Here is a 16,359-nt window from a genome sequence, read left to right on the forward strand (position 1 = left end):
CGGATTTTATTGTTCAGTGTGTATTTGCTGAAGGCATATAAGGCGCCGTCAGGTTTTCAAATTTTTCTGGATTTGCTTCCACCGGAATGCCGCCAATATCCTTGGGATGACGCAGCCCGTCATATTGGAAAACATCGAAGGACTGGAGCTGGTCTTTAGGCGGAATCTGGCTCGTGCTCCAGCCACCGCCGACAGATCTGATCAGTTCCACCACTGATTTTTCATACTTCACATGCACCTGCACTTTGGACATCAGCGCATCAAGCTTTGCTTCCTGGGCGATGATCGCATCCAGATAATTGGATAGACCACCCGTATACAGTGTCATGGTGATCGCCTGCATCTGTGAAGCTGTCTTGACAGCTTCTTCCAGTTTGACGACTTCCTGTTTGTAGAGGGTGGTTTTGGAAAGACCGTCTTCCACTTCCTTGAACGCAGACAGCACCTTGGAACGATAATCATCCCGTGTTTCGCGATAGACGGACCATGAGTTTTGCAGCTCGGCCCGCCGCAGGCCACCTTCGAAAATCGGGATGTTCACGGCTGCACCATAGGACCACAGGCTGTTTTGCAGCGTCCCAAGATTGAAACCGCTGGCATCAAAGCCACCATTGGCCGCCAGGGATACATCCGGGTAGAAGGCAGCCCTCGCCACACCGATCATGCGATTGGCTTCAGCCATTTTGCGTTCCGAGGAAGCAATATCCGGGCGACGCTGTAACAGCACAGACGGTACGCTGACCGGCACATTCACATTCGGAAAGTCAAAATGATCTTTGGCAGGAATGTGGAACGTGCTGGGTGAGGCATTGGTCAGAATTGCGATCGCATGTTCCACCACTTGCCGCTCTGCACGAATATCAAGTTCCTGAGCCTGCGTGACATAGAGACGATTTTTGGCACGGATCAGATCCAGCGGTGGCGCTGCCTGATTGCTGACCTGGGCACCTGTAACTTCAATCGCTTTATTATAATAGGCGATTGCCTGATTCAGAATTTCTTCCTGCGCGTCCAGTCCGCGCAGCATAATGTATTCTGACGCCAGTTCGGCTTCCATGCTCAGTCTTGCCCCGGCATAGTCCGCGGCACGCTGCTGCACGAAGTCTTCTGTGGCACGAATACGGTTGCGGATTCTGGACCAGAAGTCAGGTTCCCATGATGCCACCGCTCCATAGAACGTGTCGCTCTGGTTGAGTGCGCTGCCTGGTGCATAGAACAGGCTGTCAGCCGATTGTCTGTTATTAGAGGCACCGGCCTGAATCCCGACATGCGGCAGAAGCTCTGACCGCACTTTCATGATCATCGAGCGCGCCTGCAGGAATCGTTCGGCTGCCGCCTGAAGATCGGCATTGTTGACGACGGCGCGCTCCTCCAGATCATTCAAGGTTGGATCCTGGAACAGAACCCACCATTTCTGTGGAATTTGCGTATCGGCTGGTGTGGCTTCCCTGAACGGCCCTTGACCGTGCCAGGAAGCCGGAACGATGAAATTCGGCACTTTATAATCCGGTGCGAGATTACAGCCCGCGACGATCCCGGAACAAATAAAGGCGCTACTTGCCTTCAGAAGGGACCGAAGTCCCTTCTGCAATGTCTGGAGAGAGGGCATCATTCTTCGGAAACCTCTTCATCCGCCGGGGAGTTATTGCCCTCATATCCGTTCATAGGCTTGGTAATCCGAACTGTCTGTCCTTCCAGCAGATCGGAGGGAGGATTTTTGACCAGCACATCGTCTTCTTTCACGCCTTCGGTCACGGTTGTCGATGTATCCGCCATCGTGCCGACTTTGATGTCTTTGAAATGAACATGATTGTTCTTGTCGATCACCGCAATTTGTAGCCCTGGCTCCTGGAAGACCAGGGTTGCCGTAGGAATCTCGAAGCTTTTGTAAGGCACGGGAGCTGTAAAATTCACAGAGGCGAAAGTACCCGGCCATAGCGCATGATCAGGATTATCCAGTACGAATTCCGTAATCGCCGTTCTGGTGTCGGAATTGAAGCTGCGGGCGATTGTCAGGAAGTCAGCCTTATATACCTTGCCCGGATCCTGAGGCAGGGTGATGTTCGCTGTCATGCCAGGTTGAAGAATGGCGGCGAAGTTCTGTGGCACGGACACGAACAGACGCATCTTGTGCATGTCTGAGACAGTGAACATCTGTGTCGCTTCGTCTTCTTCACCATGTTCACCGGTGCCGGAGCGGACGTAGTCGCCGACATTGATGTTACGGGAGGTCACAATGCCATCAAACGGTGCCACGATGGTCTTGAACCGTTCCAGTGCTTCATACTTGGCAACAGTATGTGCGGATGCCTGCATTTCCGCGTAACCGGATTGCAGATTGGCATCAGCAACCGAGACGGACTGGCCGGAGACGGCATTGGCCTTCTTCATATTGTGCCAGCGCTCTGCGCTGATCTTGGCCAGATTGTATTTGGCCACCTTGGCTTCGTAATCAGCCTTTGCCTGATTATATTCGGCATCCAGCATGGGGGTATTGATCTCGGCCAGCACATCGCCCGCTTTGACGACGGCGCCATAATCCTTGTACCACATTTTCACATAGCCGGTGGCCTGCGGATAGATCTTGGCCTGATACCATGCGTCCAGAGTGCCGGGCAGCGTCAGTTTTTTCTGGTTTGATGCCAGTTTCGGCTTGACCACTGTGACATCGGGAACTGCGTTATAATCGGTCTCATCCTTCAGGGATGAGACCTTGGTCAGTTGTTCCTTGAACAGGGTGAACGCATAGACACCAAGCGCACAGCCGCCAAGCAGGACAATGACGTAGGGAAGTCTGATTTTCATTATGCCGCTCCTTTGGAAGCAGAACGCCGGCTATAAACAATCGCGTAAATGCAGGGGACAAACACAAGGGTGGAGATCGTGGCCATGATCAGGCCGCCAATCACGGCTTTACCCAACGGAGCATTTTCGGAGTTGCTGGTTGCCATTGGGATCATACCCACGATCATGGCGCTGGCTGTCATGATCACCGGACGAATACGCCCGTAACCTGCTTCCAGCGCTGCCGTCAGGGCCTTGCCGTGTATTTCCATGCGTTCGCGGGCATAGGACACTACCAGAATAGAGTTGGCGGTGGCTGTGCCCATGCACATGATCGCTCCTGTCAGGGCAGGCACCGAGATATTGGTTTTAGTCAGGAACAGGCTCCATGCAATCCCGGCCAGTGCACCCGGCAAAGCTGTGATGATGATGAACGGGTCCATCCAGGACTGGAAATTGACCACGATCAGCAGATAGATCACGGCAACCGAGACGAACAGGCCACCGATCAGCTGAGCATAGGCTTCCCGCATTGTGGGGGCCTGACCCTGTATCTGCACAATGGCCCCACGGGGCAGTGTGCTGGCATTTTCCTGAACGATTTTGTCAACATTTTTCAGAACCGTGCCCAGATCGATCCCTTCTGTAGAAACATAGATGTCGAAGCTGGGCATCGAGTTGTAGCGGGTCACTTCTCCGGGCGTGCCGATTGGCTCGACATGGCTGACGCCACCCAGCAGCTGGATCTGGGAATGCGGGTCTTTTGCCGATCCGCCAACTGGAACAGTCAGCAGATTGTTGAAGTGAGTCAGCTGCGGCTGTGGAACATAGGTGTTGAGGGTGAAGGTGACACCCCAATGTGGATCGAACCAGTATTGAGGATCGACCGTCGAGCTGCCGGACAGTGTCATCAGTTCACTGTCGGCAAGATCGCCAGCGGTAATATCGGTCTCGCTACCGAAGGTTCGGTCATTCCGAACGAAGAGCGTAGGATTCCGCATGGTCTGCTGCAAAACCACATCTGATGCGCCTGGAATGCGACGGAGTTTGTTCACGAGCATTCGGGCGTACTCATAGCTCTTTGCCAGTTCCGGTCCCTGCACTTTCAGGTCGATCGGAGAAGGAGAACCAAAGTTCAGGATTTTTGCTGTCAGTTCGGCAGGTTGGAAGGTAAAGACCGTGCCGGGGAAACTGGCGGACAGTTCCTTGCGCAGGAGTCTGCGATAATCCCAGACCGGAGATTCAGGATTGTTCAGCATGACTGTGAAGTCACAATCCTGAGTGCCGATGGTGGGGGTCGGAATAAAGGCCTGGTTATGCGGTGCTTCAGCCATACCACAGTTGGCGACGGCATCTGCAACCTGGCCGGGCAGCAGTTCATGCATCCGGTCGATGACCAGTGCGGCGATGCGTCCGGCGACCTCGATACGTGTGCCAAGCGGTGCACGCATATGCATCTGCAACTGACCGGCTTTTACTTCCGGAAAGAAGTCTCGGCCCATAATTCCGAACAGCCCGAGCGAGGCGACAGAAAACGCCAGCATAGAGAGAACGACTGTTCCCCGCCGCCGGATAGCGACTTCCAGAAATCGTCCATATCCTTCCCGGAAAGAGCTGAACCCTTTCTCGAAGCCTTTCTGGAAGCGGGTAAAGAAACCCGGTGGTTTGGGCGGATGGGCATGACCATGGCCTTCTTCATGGCCATGACTTCCCTGATGTCCATGCCCGGCCAGCAGATACTTTGCCATGGTTGGCACCAGTGTTCGGGACAGGATGAACGAGGCCGCCATAGCCAGAATGATGGCTTCAGCCATCGGCATGAACAGCCAGCCTGCCACGCCGCTGAGGGCAAACAGGGGTAGCCAGACGATGCAGATACAGGTTGTAGAGACGAAGGTAGGGATTACGATCTGGTTGGCAGCATCGACAATAGCTGTTTCCAGATCTTTCCCCATTTCAAGATGGGTATCGATATTTTCGATCATCACGGTGGCGTCGTCCACCAGGATGCCGACCGCCAGCGCCAAACCACCAAGCGTCATCACGTTGATGGTTTGACCGAGCCAGCCAAGTCCGATCAGGGAGCAGAGAATGGCTAGCGGAATAGAGGTCGCGATGATGACCGTAGGACGCCATGAGCCAAGGAACATGATGACCACGAAACCGGTCAGTGCCGCTGCGGTAGTCATTTCCCGCAACACGTCCGTGATGGCGCCTTTCACGAAACCGGCGGCATCACTGAACACGCTGATATGGCTGCTGGCGGGGATGACTTTTTCCAGACGCGGTAGAAGACCACGGACACCGTTGATCACGTCCAGGGTTGAGGCTTCACCGCTTTTCATGACGACCAGCAGAACGGCTTGTCTTCCATGCACCAGGACGAGATTGGTCTGTGGATGGCCGCCACGATAAACTTCGCCGAGATCGTGAATATAAACGACCGCGTTGCCGACACGTTTAACCGGGATATTGGCGATTTCCTCGACCGTTCTGGGGGTTGCGTTGGTCTGCACCATCCAGTCTGTCGGGCCTATTTTCTGGTCACCCGCCGGACGCACGACGTTTTGGGTATCCAGAACCTTTTGCACGTCCATGGCCGAGATATGGTGCGCCTGTAACTGCTCCTGATTCAGGCTGATCATGACGAAGCTGTCCATACCACCGTAAGGGTGGGGGACGATTGCGCCTGGAACGGTCACCAGCATGGGGCGGATACGGATCTGCGCCAGTTTGAACAGATCCGAGGGCGTCATATTGTCGGATGTCAGTTTCAGCGTGATCACCGGAACCGAGGAGGCTTCCAGTTTCATGATCATCGGCGCTGGTGTATGTTCCGGCAGCTGTATCAGCACGGTTTGGGAAATAGCGACCACGTCTGCTTCAGCAGAGCCGATTTCGGTTCCGGGCTGGAAGAAAATATTAACAACCGCGCGACCGTAGTAGGAATCGGACTGCATATGCTCGATTCCCTCGACGGTCGAGGTAACGCCCTGCTCGAAATTATAGATAATTCGGCCTGCAACTTCATCAGGGAGCAGGCCCCCATACGTCCATACGACGGCGATAACCGGGATACGGATGGTCGGAAATACGTCGGTGGGTGTTTTGAGGATGGACAGAATACCAAAGAAAACAATGGCAATCGACAAAACAACGAAAGTATATGGTCGTTTAAGAGCAACAAGAACGAGTGCGTTCATTCGTCTAATCCCGGCGGTCGTTCATAGTGGGAAGCTTTCCTCACGTAGAGTCGGTCGGTTGCCTTTATGCCGGAATACGTCCGGCTGTATCTGTTTTGCTCTCGTGAAATTTTCTATCCTGAGAGCCAAAGGGGCGATGATTCCGCAGAGAAGTCAAGGCAGGCAGATGACAAGACATTAATAGTTGCAGGCAGTGCATGTTATTTTTCCTTAGCTCGCATGGAGTTCTGCATAAAAGTAATCAAATGAGTAACTAAAATCGTGTTTAAGATTGCCTTCGCAAGCAATGAACAAAAGTTATTTTTACTGTCATTATAATTGAGGATGATTTGTTTTTTGATAAGAATAAATACCTAAGAAAGGGCAAATTGTTTACTTGAATGTACGATACGCTATTGGTGAGCTTCTATAGAATCATCGACGCGATATCAGAACGATTATCGTCTTAATGCAAGTCTTTTGCAGATCGAATGGTCGGAGGGGCGCCTTGATCGGGGGGAAGGTGGTTACGCTGGAGCAAGGCGCGTCGGCCTTCAGCCCATTGCCATAGCAGCAGGGCGGGAATACCGATGGCCAGATCACGCCCGCGTTTGATCAGCGATATGGCAAGGGCGGCTTCTCCGCCGAGGCCGAAAAGGCCGCCCAAAAAGATCAGGCCACCCTCCTGCACGCCAATTGCGTTCGGGATCATGAAGGCAACGCTTCGTATGCCATAGAGCAGACTGTCGATGGCAATGGCGCTGGTAACGGGCAGATTAATGCCGAGCAGGCGGATGGTCAGCCATGTTTCCAGCCCGCTGATGATCCAGCACAAAAGATGCAGTGCTCCGGCCAGAAACAGGCTGGAAGGTGTGGCATAAATCCGGCGTATATCATCCTGCACCATGGCGGAGCGGGCCAGTGCCTGCCCCAGCAGATGGCGGGAGAGGGATGCCCCGAGCCGATCGGTGCCCTTTAATCCTCTGGCTTGCAGAATAATGAACAGGGATACCAGTACGCCCATGCCCGATACGGCGTAGAGCAAGGGCGTAACCAGCCCGCTATCGGGGCGGTTCCATGACAGCAGGGTGAGGCCGATCAGGGTGTAGACCAGCTGTGCGACCAGTTCTGTCGTGACATCGACGACGGTGGATGCCGCGGCAAAAGCCCCGGGAATACCGGCCAGTGTTGCGGCCCGTCCGCCCAGCACGTAGCCGCCCAGCTGTGACAGGGGCAGGGTTTCGGCGGCTGAATCGCGGATCAGGCGCCCCCATGTGAACCACCATGGCCGTCCTTTGTTCCGCCCCAGCATCCACCATGCAAGGCCCATCAGACCGATCAGGTTCAGATGATAAAGGACGATGATGCTGAAGCCTTCCCAGCCGATGGCAGTCAGGCTGTGCCAGACCGCGCCTGCATTCTGCTCCAGTACCAGCAGGGTAACGATGGCAAGCCCTGCCAGCAGGCCGAGAAGGACGGGGATGTTCATGGCGGTCCGGCTAAGCCGCTGCTTTCTGCTTTGGTTTGCGTATGAAGCGGCAGGCCAGCCGGGTCAGGGTTGGCATGGTGGTGGGGCGGCGCAGGCGCTGGTCATAACCGGCAAAGCGGCGGTCATTTTCGGACAGGCACAGCTCCATCAGCTCCCGCACGCTGACATCGACGTCGCTGACGGCTTTGGTGCCGGTGACGGTGAAATTATTATCCTGTGCTTTGCTGGCTTTCCCGTCACCATCCATGCCGCGCGCCAGTCCGATCCGCTCCCAGCCCAGGAACACCCACACGGCAGCCACCTGCATTTCAAACCATATCCGGCGCCAGATGGGCAGGTTACGGCGATGTGCCGCCAACCAGTTGGCGAACAGCAGGATATGTCTGCATTCCTCCTGCATGACCGGCTCGAACGTATCGACCAGCTCGGGCGGGAAGAAGCCGGATCGCTGGGCGACCGCGAACAGACCGAACGCGAAGAAGCTGTCGATGCATTCACTGAAACCGGTGACCAGATAGGCCCATTCCGTATGTTTCGGCGGGGGGTAGGGCGGCTCCGGCTCCAGCACGATACCGTATGCCTGCACCAGGTTGGACAGCACGACCTTGTGCCGGCCTTCCTCCCAGCCGTTCAGGGCGATGGCTTCCCGCCAGGCCGGATCATGGAGGCTCTCGGCATAGGATATCATGCGGATGCGCGCCTTGCCCTCCGTCTGAACGGCGATGTCCCAGATCGGCAGGCTGGTCAGCCTGTCCCGTTCCTCATCGCTCAGCTTCGGCCAGTCGATGATGGTTGGTTTGTAGGGGTTGAAGGTCTCCAGAAACATGCGCAGCGTTGCCTGTTTATGGGCTTCAGAACCGGGGGTGAGCTTTCCCTTGAAGGGGCTGACCCAATGCCGGGCAGCCTGATCGGCAGCAGCGATGATCCCGGCATCGTCTACGCCCCCTTTGGCAAGCTTGAGACCGCTGGGCGGAGGAGAAAGATCGGAAAGGGACATGCGGGCGAGAGACTCCTGACGCCGGACGTTATCCGCGGATGGGGGCGGGAAAGGCAGGCGCCCGTTACGGGCGCATCATGCACATGATGTCCTGACTATTAACAGGAGTACGGCCGGGAGGCCAAATCCATAGCACCGATTCTGAAACGGCCCCGCTATCGAAGCAGATGGTATGGCCAGATGGTATCGAGAGTGAACATTCCCGGGTTTTCAGGGGCATCTGCTCCTCCACCTTCTGCGTCCGGATACTTGGTGGCTGGTGTACGTCAAACCTGTTTTGGTGCATGTGACAGGCTTATGTCATATGCGCAGAATGCATTGACCCGAGACTGTCATCTGAAAGGGACACAGCTTATTACCTGTCTGCTGACCGCTCGGTCAGAGCAATGGAGCGCCAACGCATTGCTCGGCGAACAGGGCATGTTGTGCTGATGGCCATTCTGTCGGCCGGATGTGGGCAGGCAGGGATTGAAGGGGGACGGATCGGTGGGATGGGGCAGGCTGTGGGGCGGGCGAAGCTATGATCTGGGCAAAATGACCTTGCCTGAATTATGGGTCGCCTATTTAACCTATCCTGCGATACAGCTTTACTTCGCCCTGATGGCAGGCTGTGCCCTGCTGGCGGCCATCTTTTATCAAGGCGCTGGCGGCATATTGCTGAGCGTGATGGCGGCGATCCTGATCTATCCTTTTGTCTGGTATGGCATTCATCGCTTTATCCTGCATGGCCGTTGGCTCTATCGCATGCGTTGGACAGCCCGGCTCTGGAAGCGGGTGCATTTCGATCATCACCAGGATCCGCATCGGCTGGAAGTGCTGTTCGGTGATCCTCTGAATACCATTCCGACCATGGCCGTGATCACGGTACCGGTCGGCGCATGGTTGGGCGGTATCGCAGGCGGCGCCTCGGCTTTGGGCGGGGCGATGATGATGACATGTGTCTACGAGTTCTTTCACTGCATCCAGCATCTGAACTACAAGCCAAAGTCACGTATTCTCCAGTACATGAAGCGTGTACATCTGCTGCATCATTTCCACGATGAAAGCGGCAATTACGGCATCATCAACTTTCTGCCGGATATTCTGGCGGGCACTTATTACCGGGATACCCGGGCCCGGCCACGCAGCCCGCATGTGTTCAATCTGGGTTATGATATGCAGGAGGCACACCGCTATCCATGGGTGATGCAAGCCACGGGCGCTCCCCCGCGTGACCGGCCTCCGCCTCCATCGGCGATGGCGAAACGGGTATGACCTCTCCTTTCATCAATCCGGGTTCAGAGATTGAGGTTATCCCTGTACGCAGCAAGGCGGACAGGGAGCGTTTCATCGCGTTTCCCGACCGGCTGGCGGCTGCTGATCCCCATTATATTGCGCCACTCCGGATTGATCAGAAAACGCTGCTGTCGCAGTCCCGGAATCCGTATTTCCGCCATGCGGAGGCTGCGTTCTGGCTGGCCAGCCGTCATGGGCGCGATGTGGGCCGTATCAGTGCGCAACATGACTCGCTGGAGCCAAACGGGATTGGGCATTTCGGCATGGTGGCTGCCGAAGATGATACAGCTATTTTTGCAGCTTTGCTCAGAACGGTGGAAGCATGGCACCGGCAACGCGGTGTCCGGGAGATACAGGGACCGTTCAATCTGTCGATCAATGAAACCGCGGGTGTTCTGGTCGATGGTTTTGAGACGCCGCCCATGCTGATGATGGGCCATGACCAGCCTTATGTGGGATCAAGGCTGGAAGAACAGGGCTATGAAAAGGCCCGGGATCTGCTGGCTTATCTCTATGACACGGCAGCCCCTTTGCCGCCTTTTGCCGGCAGGATGCTGAACCGGCCTTTGCCACAGGGTCTGTCGATCAGGCATCTCGACTGGTCGCGTTACAGGGAGGAAGTGGCCTCGATCACGGCGATCTTCAATGATGCATGGTCGGATAACTGGGGGTTCGTGCCCCTGACCGAGGATGAGACCGATGCCATGGCGCAGCAACTCAAACTGCTGCTGCATGCCAAAATGATATGGTTTGCAGAGTATGAAGGCAAACCCATTGCTTTTATCGTGGCTCTGCCGAATCTGAACGAGGCAATCCGCGATCTTCGCGGAAAATTATGGCCTTTTGGCCTTGTCAGATTGCTGTGGCGTCTGAAAATACGCGGTGTCAAAACTGCCCGTGTGCCCTTGATGGGGATCAGGCGCAGCTTCAGTCATGGGTTGCTGGGCAGTCTGATCCCTTTTCTGCTGGTTGATGCGGTGCGCCGGGAAACCGCGAAATTGGGAATGTGTTCGGTTGAGCTTTCATGGGTTCTGGAAAATAATGATCCCATGCGGCGTATGAACGAAGCACTGGGCGGCAGGATCTACAAGACCTATCGTGTCTATCGAAAATCGCTTATGGAGGAGTAAGCGGACAATGTCGCATGCCAGCAGGTGGGTTTTGAAAATTCTGCGGCAGGCCACTTAAAGAATATTTTTAGGCCACGATGCTTTCCAGCATGATAAATCCGGTCATAGGATGGAAGTATTGTTGCCGTCTTGGTTGCCTAAAATTCTGCAAGCCGGGTGGACATATCAATTTCTCCTACACTTGCAGCCGTGAACAGGGAATTTACGATTATGTCCGAAAAATCCATCCGCATTGCGGTCGCAGGGATAGGCAATTGTGCCAGTGCGCTGATTCAGGGGCTGTATTATTACACGCCTGAGCGTTGTGAGCAGGGTGTTGCCGGCCTGATGCATACCGAGATCGGCGGGTTTCGTCCCTGTGATATCCACGTCGTTGCGGCGTTCGACATTGATGCGCGCAAGGTTGGACAGGATGTCAGCCGGGCGATTTTTGCCAAGCCGAACTGTACCACCATTTTCCAGGCAGACATTCCGGATAGCGGCGTGATCGTGCAGATGGGACAGGTGCTGGATGGAATCTCCGACCACATGGCCCATTATGCGGATGACAGGACGTTCCTGCGCGCCGATGTCCCTGAACTGAGCAAGGCTGAGATTATCGCGGAACTGCGTCGCAGCGGGGCGGAGGTGCTGCTCAACTACATGCCGGTGGGGTCGGAGCAGGCGGCACGGTTCTATGCCGAATGCGCGCTGGAGGCCGGGATCGGCTTCATCAACAACATGCCGGTTTTTATCGCCTCTGACCCGGTTTTCGCGGCGCGTTTCAAGGCTGCAAACCTCCCGATCATCGGCGATGACATCAAATCCCAGCTGGGAGCCACGATTTCCCATCGTGTGTTGACCGATCTGTTTGCCAAGCGTGGGGTCAAGCTGCTGAGGACGTATCAGCTCAATACCGGCGGCAATACTGACTTCCTGAACATGAAAAATCAGGATCGTCTGGTCTCGAAGAAGAAATCGAAAACCGAAGCCGTGCAGGCCGTGGCCAAGAAGCGTATGGAGGATACCGACATCCATGTTGGCCCGAGCGATTATGTGCCCTGGCAGAATGACAACAAGGTCTGCTTCATCCGTATGGAAGGCCATCTGTTCGGGGATGTGCCGATGAATCTGGAAATGCGTTTGTCGGTCGAGGATTCTCCCAATTCGGCCGGTGTGGTGATCGATATGATCCGCTGCTGCAAGCTGGCGCTGGACGCCGGGGTTGGCGGCGTTCTGGAAGGGCCGAGCGCCTATTTCTGCAAACATCCGCCCGTGCAGTTGACCGATGACGAAGCCTTCCAGGCGACCGAGCAGTTCATTCTGGATTACGCAGGGGCGAAGGCAAAGGTGAAGGTCTCTGTCGTCGCATGAAATGCCTGATTGTTGCGGCTGGTCAAGGCGTTAGACTGCGTGCGAAGGGGGCATTGAAACCGCTCATCCCGCTTCGCGGAGTTCCGCTGATTGAATCTGTGATGACTCGCGCCATGCAGGCGGGCGTTGATGAATTTTTTGTTGTCAGCGGCTATCGTGGGGATGAGCTGAGAGCATTCCTTAACAGCTATGCAGCACGGGAAACCGTTCGCATCACGCATGTGATCAATCGTCAGTGGGATCGGGCCAATGGTTATTCCGTAACCATGGCCCGGCAGTTTCTGGATGAGCCGTTTCTGTTGGTGATGTGCGATCATTTGGTAGATCCGGCTCTGATCCGTGCCCTGATCGCGCATGGCACGCCGGAGGATACGGTGACGCTGGCGGTCGATTACAATCTGGACAGCCCGCTCAACGATCCCGACGATGTGACGAGGGTTCAGGTCGAGGATGGCCGCATCATCCATATCGGCAAGGTGATCCGCACGTATAATGCCTACGATACAGGCGTTTTCCTGTGTACACCGGTCATGTTCGCTGCGCTGGAAGAAAGTCAGGCCGCGGGGGATGACAGTATTTCGGGGGCGATGAACGTTCTGGCCGGCTGGGGCCGGGCGCATGTCTTTGATATAGGCGACCGGGTCTGGGTTGATGTCGATGACCCGCTGGCTTTCGGAAAGGCGGAACAGTTACTGGCGGAGGGGCGGCTCTGAACGCCATACCACCCCCCTCGATTTATGCGCACACACAGGCTGAGCCAGTGCGCCGGACGACCGAGATCGAGGAAGCCACCAATCGTTGGATCGTGCATCCTCTTTCCGCAAGACTGGTGCCGATTTGTGCGCGCCTTGGCATCCATCCGAATGTTGTTTCGCTCAGTGGCATGATCTGCGGTGTGACTGCCGGTTTTGCGTATGCGCAGTATCCGCGCCTGCCTTTCATCATCTGTGGTTTTTTGCTGATGGGGGCATGGCATATCCTGGACGGAGTAGACGGGCAGCTTGCTCGCCTGACCTCGAAACAGTCCGCACTTGGAAAATTACTGGATGGAATCTGCGATTATATCACGTTTATCGCAGTTTATGTCGGGATCGGTTACGTGCTGGCACCGCTTTATGGCGGCTGGATATGGGGGCTGATTGCGCTGGCTGGCATTGCCCATGCCGTGCAGGCGGCATCGTATGAGGCACAGCGGCAGGATTATGATGCGTGGGGCAAAGGTTTGCTCCATAAACGCTTCACGATGTCTTCGTCAGAGGCTGGTTGGTTATATGCAGCCTATCTGCGTCTGCAATTAATGGTGGCGGGGGATATCGTGGCACTGGATCGGGTTATGGCAGATGCCATAAGTTGCGATCCCGCGCAGGCTTCACTTTTGCAGTCCCGCTATCAGGAGATTTTTGCAGCCCCTGTACGCCGCTGGGGTGTAATGTCGGCCAACTGGCGGACAATCAGCCTGTTTATATTCTGTCTGATTGGCCTGCCAGCAGGCTATTTTTTGATGGAGATCATCGGCTTCAGCATGGTCTGTGCAATGATGCTGCGTGCCCAGCGTCGTCGTCGCGCCGCGTTCGTGGAGATGATCCGTTCTTCCAGCCTGTCAGCCTGACAGGCCTCGCGAACCCTCAGAGCGGAAAACCGATATCGGAAGCCGCTACTTTGAAACGAGCGATAGCGTCGTTGATCATTCCTTCTGTATGGCTGGCCGTCACGCTGGAACGCAGCAGAGGATGATCATCCGGCGTTGCGGGCGGTAAGGACAGATTGACATACACTCCATGCTCCAGCAGCGCATTCCAGAAAGCGATGGCGGTGGGAATATCCGGCATCGTGACCGCCACGATGGGGCTGACCTGTGGTCCCACTGTGAAACCGGCCTGTTTCAGCCCGCCATGAAGTGCTTCGGCATTGTGTCGCAGCGTTGCCTGCAAGTCCGGCCTTTGCTGCATCTGCCGTAGAGCGGATTGCACGGAGGCAATCACGGAGGCTGGCAGTGAAGCGGTAAACATATAAGGGCGGCAGGCAACGCGCAGAATGTCGAAGCCGTCTATGTCGGTCACGCAGAAACCGCCGACACTGCCGAGACTTTTCGAAAATGTGCCGACGATGAAATCGGTATCGGCCTCTACGTTTTGAGCTTCCGCAAGCCCACGCCCACGGGCACCGAGCACCCCGAGCGAATGGGCTTCATCCACCAGCAGCCATGCACCCGCTTCGCGTTTGACAGCGGCAATCTCGGCAAGGGGACAGCTGTCGCCGAGCATGGAGTAAATACCTTCGACCACCACCAGCTTTGCGCCCGGTGTGCCATCCAGACGGCGCAGGCGGCGGGCCAGATCTTCCGGATCGTTGTGACGGAAACGGATCACCTGCGCCTGACCAAGGCGGCTGCCATCATAGATGCTGGCATGGCTGTCAGCATCCAGCAGCAGATAGTCATCCTTGCCGGCCAGTGTAGAGAGAATGCCGAGATTGGCCTGATAGCCGGTGCTGAACACCATGGCATGTTTGCGACCATAGAACGCAGCCAGCTCGTGTTCCAGGGCGGTGTGCAGTGCTGTGGTGCCATTGGCGATACGGGAGCCGGTGGTGCCGGTTCCATGCTCCCGCACGGCCTCGGCGGAAGCGCTTATCCCGGCCGGGTCCAGATTGAGACCCAGATAGTTGTTGGTTCCGAACAGCAGGGTCGGCTGTCCATTGATCATGCCTTCACTGGCCGAGGGGCCTGGCTCGATCACCACGCTGAACGGATCATGACCGGCGGAGGTCAGGGCGCGCCGCGCTTCGGCGAGGGGAGCAAATTTGGCGAGAATGGAACAGCTCATAAGAAATCCGGGAACGCTGGAGATAAGGAAGAGGGGAGTGTCTTCAAGGCGCGGCAGTCAACTCGGCCAGACAGGCGGCCAGATCGTTGATGGTGCGGATCCCTGCCAGCCGGTCGAGCGGCACGGAGACATCGAGGCGATCTTCGATGTCCATGACGAAATTCATGACAGCGAGCGAGTCCAGCCCGAGATCATCGACGATCACCGTTTCTCCATTCACCGGCTTTGCCGTCTTGGAGCGGGCAGTCAGCGTATCAATGATCAGAGCTTTGATGGAGGGCAGATCGGTGCTCATGAGAGGCTCCGTGGGCGATCAGTGGGGTGGATTGATATCTGGATCATGTCTCTAGCGGGGAGCGTGCGCCGGGGCCAGCCAACCCGCGGCACGATACCATGCGACCGCGCCGGAAAATCCATGATCAAGGGTGATACGGGGTCGGGCAATGGCATCGGGCAATAATTCAGCCGGGGAGACCGACCAGTCGGGATGCAGCATCTCCCGCGCCTTGCCTGCATTGAAAATGGCAGGTCGCCGGGAAAGCAGACTGTAAAGGCTGCCCGCCAGCCCGGCCCCCCATATGGAGACTGCCGGCAGCCGGACATAGCGGGGATGGTGGCCGAGCGCCTGCGCGGCGGTCTGCATGATTTCCTGCGGCGTATAACCTTGTGGGTTGCCATCAGCGAGCGTGCAGAGAGAGGGTGGCGTTTTGTGAACGGCCAGAGCCGCGATCGCATCGGCGGCATCGGCAACATGGATCATGGCGATTCTGGAGCGGGAATGACCCGCGACGGGCACGATCCTTGCCGCGGCGCTTCTGAAAATGGACAGGGTGGCGGTATCCCACGGACCATAAATGACCGGAGGACGCACAATGCACAGTTTGCCCCCGAACCCGTCCCTCAAAGCCTGTTCTCCGGCGGATTTGCTGGCGGCATAGGCGGATAGATGGGGTGCCCGTGCGGCAAGGGAGGAGATGCCGATCAACCGTGCCGCCGGTGCGCAGCGTTGCAGCATGGAGGCTAGCCTGAAAGCGCCATCCCGGTTGACGGCCAGAAATGCCTTGGGTGAGCGCGCCCGCACCAGCCCGGCCAGATGCAGGACCACATCAGCGCCCGTCAGCAGCCGTTGCAGCGCGGTTTCATCCGCCAGATCGCCCGGAACAGTTTCGATCCCTCTGTCCTGCCACAGCGGATGTGGTTCAGGTCTGCGGATCAGGGCGCGGACGTGAAATCCGCGCTCTGCCAGGGCAGCCACGGTATGGCAGCCCAAAAACCCGGTGGCCCCTGTTACCGCCGCAATGGGTTTTCGGGCCATCATTCAGCT

Annotated in this window: 13 protein-coding genes; 5 read left to right on the forward strand and 8 right to left on the reverse strand. The window is 56.4% G+C overall.

Features of this window, described 5'->3' with window-relative positions; translation table 11 throughout:
• Nucleotides 1–13: 13 nt before the first annotated feature.
• The 5 genes from GBCGDNIH1_RS13515 to GBCGDNIH1_RS13535 all read right to left on the reverse strand — a co-directional run bounded on the left by GBCGDNIH1_RS13515 (nt 14) and on the right by GBCGDNIH1_RS13535 (nt 8,452).
• Complete coding sequence (locus GBCGDNIH1_RS13515; protein WP_011630937.1) at nt 14–1,612, reverse strand: efflux transporter outer membrane subunit; 1,599 nt, start codon at nt 1,610–1,612, stop codon at nt 14–16.
• Nucleotides 1,609–2,805: an efflux RND transporter periplasmic adaptor subunit gene (locus GBCGDNIH1_RS13520; RefSeq protein ID WP_011630938.1), complete on the reverse strand. Its 1,197-nt coding sequence runs from the start codon at nt 2,803–2,805 to the stop codon at nt 1,609–1,611. Before GBCGDNIH1_RS13520 ends, GBCGDNIH1_RS13515 begins: the two co-directional genes overlap by 4 nt.
• A complete protein-coding gene (locus GBCGDNIH1_RS13525; protein WP_011630939.1) occupies nt 2,805–5,987 on the reverse strand; it encodes an efflux RND transporter permease subunit in 3,183 nt (1,060 codons plus the stop codon). The genes GBCGDNIH1_RS13520 and GBCGDNIH1_RS13525 overlap by 1 nt, the downstream gene beginning before the upstream one ends.
• A 445-nt stretch (nt 5,988–6,432) precedes the next feature.
• On the reverse strand, nt 6,433–7,455 hold the full coding sequence (locus tag GBCGDNIH1_RS13530; RefSeq protein ID WP_011630940.1) for a lysylphosphatidylglycerol synthase domain-containing protein: 1,023 nt from the start codon (nt 7,453–7,455) through the stop codon (nt 6,433–6,435).
• Nucleotides 7,456–7,465: 10 nt separating this feature from the next.
• Complete coding sequence (locus GBCGDNIH1_RS13535; protein ID WP_011630941.1) at nt 7,466–8,452, reverse strand: hypothetical protein; 987 nt, start codon at nt 8,450–8,452, stop codon at nt 7,466–7,468.
• A 534-nt stretch (nt 8,453–8,986) separates the two neighbouring features.
• Here GBCGDNIH1_RS13535 and GBCGDNIH1_RS13540 point away from each other — a divergent pair.
• The 5 genes from GBCGDNIH1_RS13540 to GBCGDNIH1_RS13560 all read left to right on the forward strand — a co-directional run bounded on the left by GBCGDNIH1_RS13540 (nt 8,987) and on the right by GBCGDNIH1_RS13560 (nt 13,819).
• Entirely contained in the window at nt 8,987–9,706 is a 720-nt protein-coding gene (locus GBCGDNIH1_RS13540; RefSeq protein WP_050748504.1) for a sterol desaturase family protein, read from the forward strand.
• Nucleotides 9,703–10,857: a hypothetical protein gene (locus tag GBCGDNIH1_RS13545; RefSeq protein WP_011630943.1), complete on the forward strand. Its 1,155-nt coding sequence runs from the start codon at nt 9,703–9,705 to the stop codon at nt 10,855–10,857. Before GBCGDNIH1_RS13540 ends, GBCGDNIH1_RS13545 begins: the two co-directional genes overlap by 4 nt.
• A 210-nt stretch (nt 10,858–11,067) precedes the next feature.
• Nucleotides 11,068–12,210, forward strand: coding sequence for an inositol-3-phosphate synthase (locus GBCGDNIH1_RS13550; RefSeq protein ID WP_043452607.1), 1,143 nt, complete (start codon nt 11,068–11,070; stop codon nt 12,208–12,210).
• Complete coding sequence (locus GBCGDNIH1_RS13555; protein ID WP_011630945.1) at nt 12,207–12,923, forward strand: NTP transferase domain-containing protein; 717 nt, start codon at nt 12,207–12,209, stop codon at nt 12,921–12,923. Before GBCGDNIH1_RS13550 ends, GBCGDNIH1_RS13555 begins: the two co-directional genes overlap by 4 nt.
• A 47-nt stretch (nt 12,924–12,970) precedes the next feature.
• Complete coding sequence (locus GBCGDNIH1_RS13560) at nt 12,971–13,819, forward strand: CDP-alcohol phosphatidyltransferase family protein (protein ID WP_011630946.1); 849 nt, start codon at nt 12,971–12,973, stop codon at nt 13,817–13,819.
• 16 nt (nt 13,820–13,835) lie between these two features.
• Here GBCGDNIH1_RS13560 and spt read toward each other — a convergent pair whose 3' ends face one another.
• Genes spt through GBCGDNIH1_RS13575 form a run of 3 tightly spaced genes read right to left on the reverse strand, consistent with a single transcriptional unit; the run spans nt 13,836 to nt 16,353 of the window.
• The gene (gene spt, locus GBCGDNIH1_RS13565) at nt 13,836–15,035 is read right to left on the reverse strand and encodes a serine palmitoyltransferase (RefSeq protein WP_011630947.1); all 1,200 of its coding nucleotides are present in this window, start codon (nt 15,033–15,035) and stop codon (nt 13,836–13,838) included.
• Between the two features lie 43 nt (nt 15,036–15,078).
• The gene (locus GBCGDNIH1_RS13570; protein ID WP_011630948.1) at nt 15,079–15,330 is read right to left on the reverse strand and encodes an acyl carrier protein; all 252 of its coding nucleotides are present in this window, start codon (nt 15,328–15,330) and stop codon (nt 15,079–15,081) included.
• A gap of 51 nt (nt 15,331–15,381) precedes the next feature.
• On the reverse strand, nt 15,382–16,353 hold the full coding sequence (locus GBCGDNIH1_RS13575; RefSeq protein WP_011630949.1) for an NAD-dependent epimerase/dehydratase family protein: 972 nt from the start codon (nt 16,351–16,353) through the stop codon (nt 15,382–15,384).
• Between the last annotated feature and the right edge of the window lie 6 nt (nt 16,354–16,359).

It is taken from the genome of Granulibacter bethesdensis CGDNIH1, from assembly GCF_000014285.2.
Lineage (GTDB): Bacteria > Pseudomonadota > Alphaproteobacteria > Acetobacterales > Acetobacteraceae > Granulibacter > Granulibacter bethesdensis.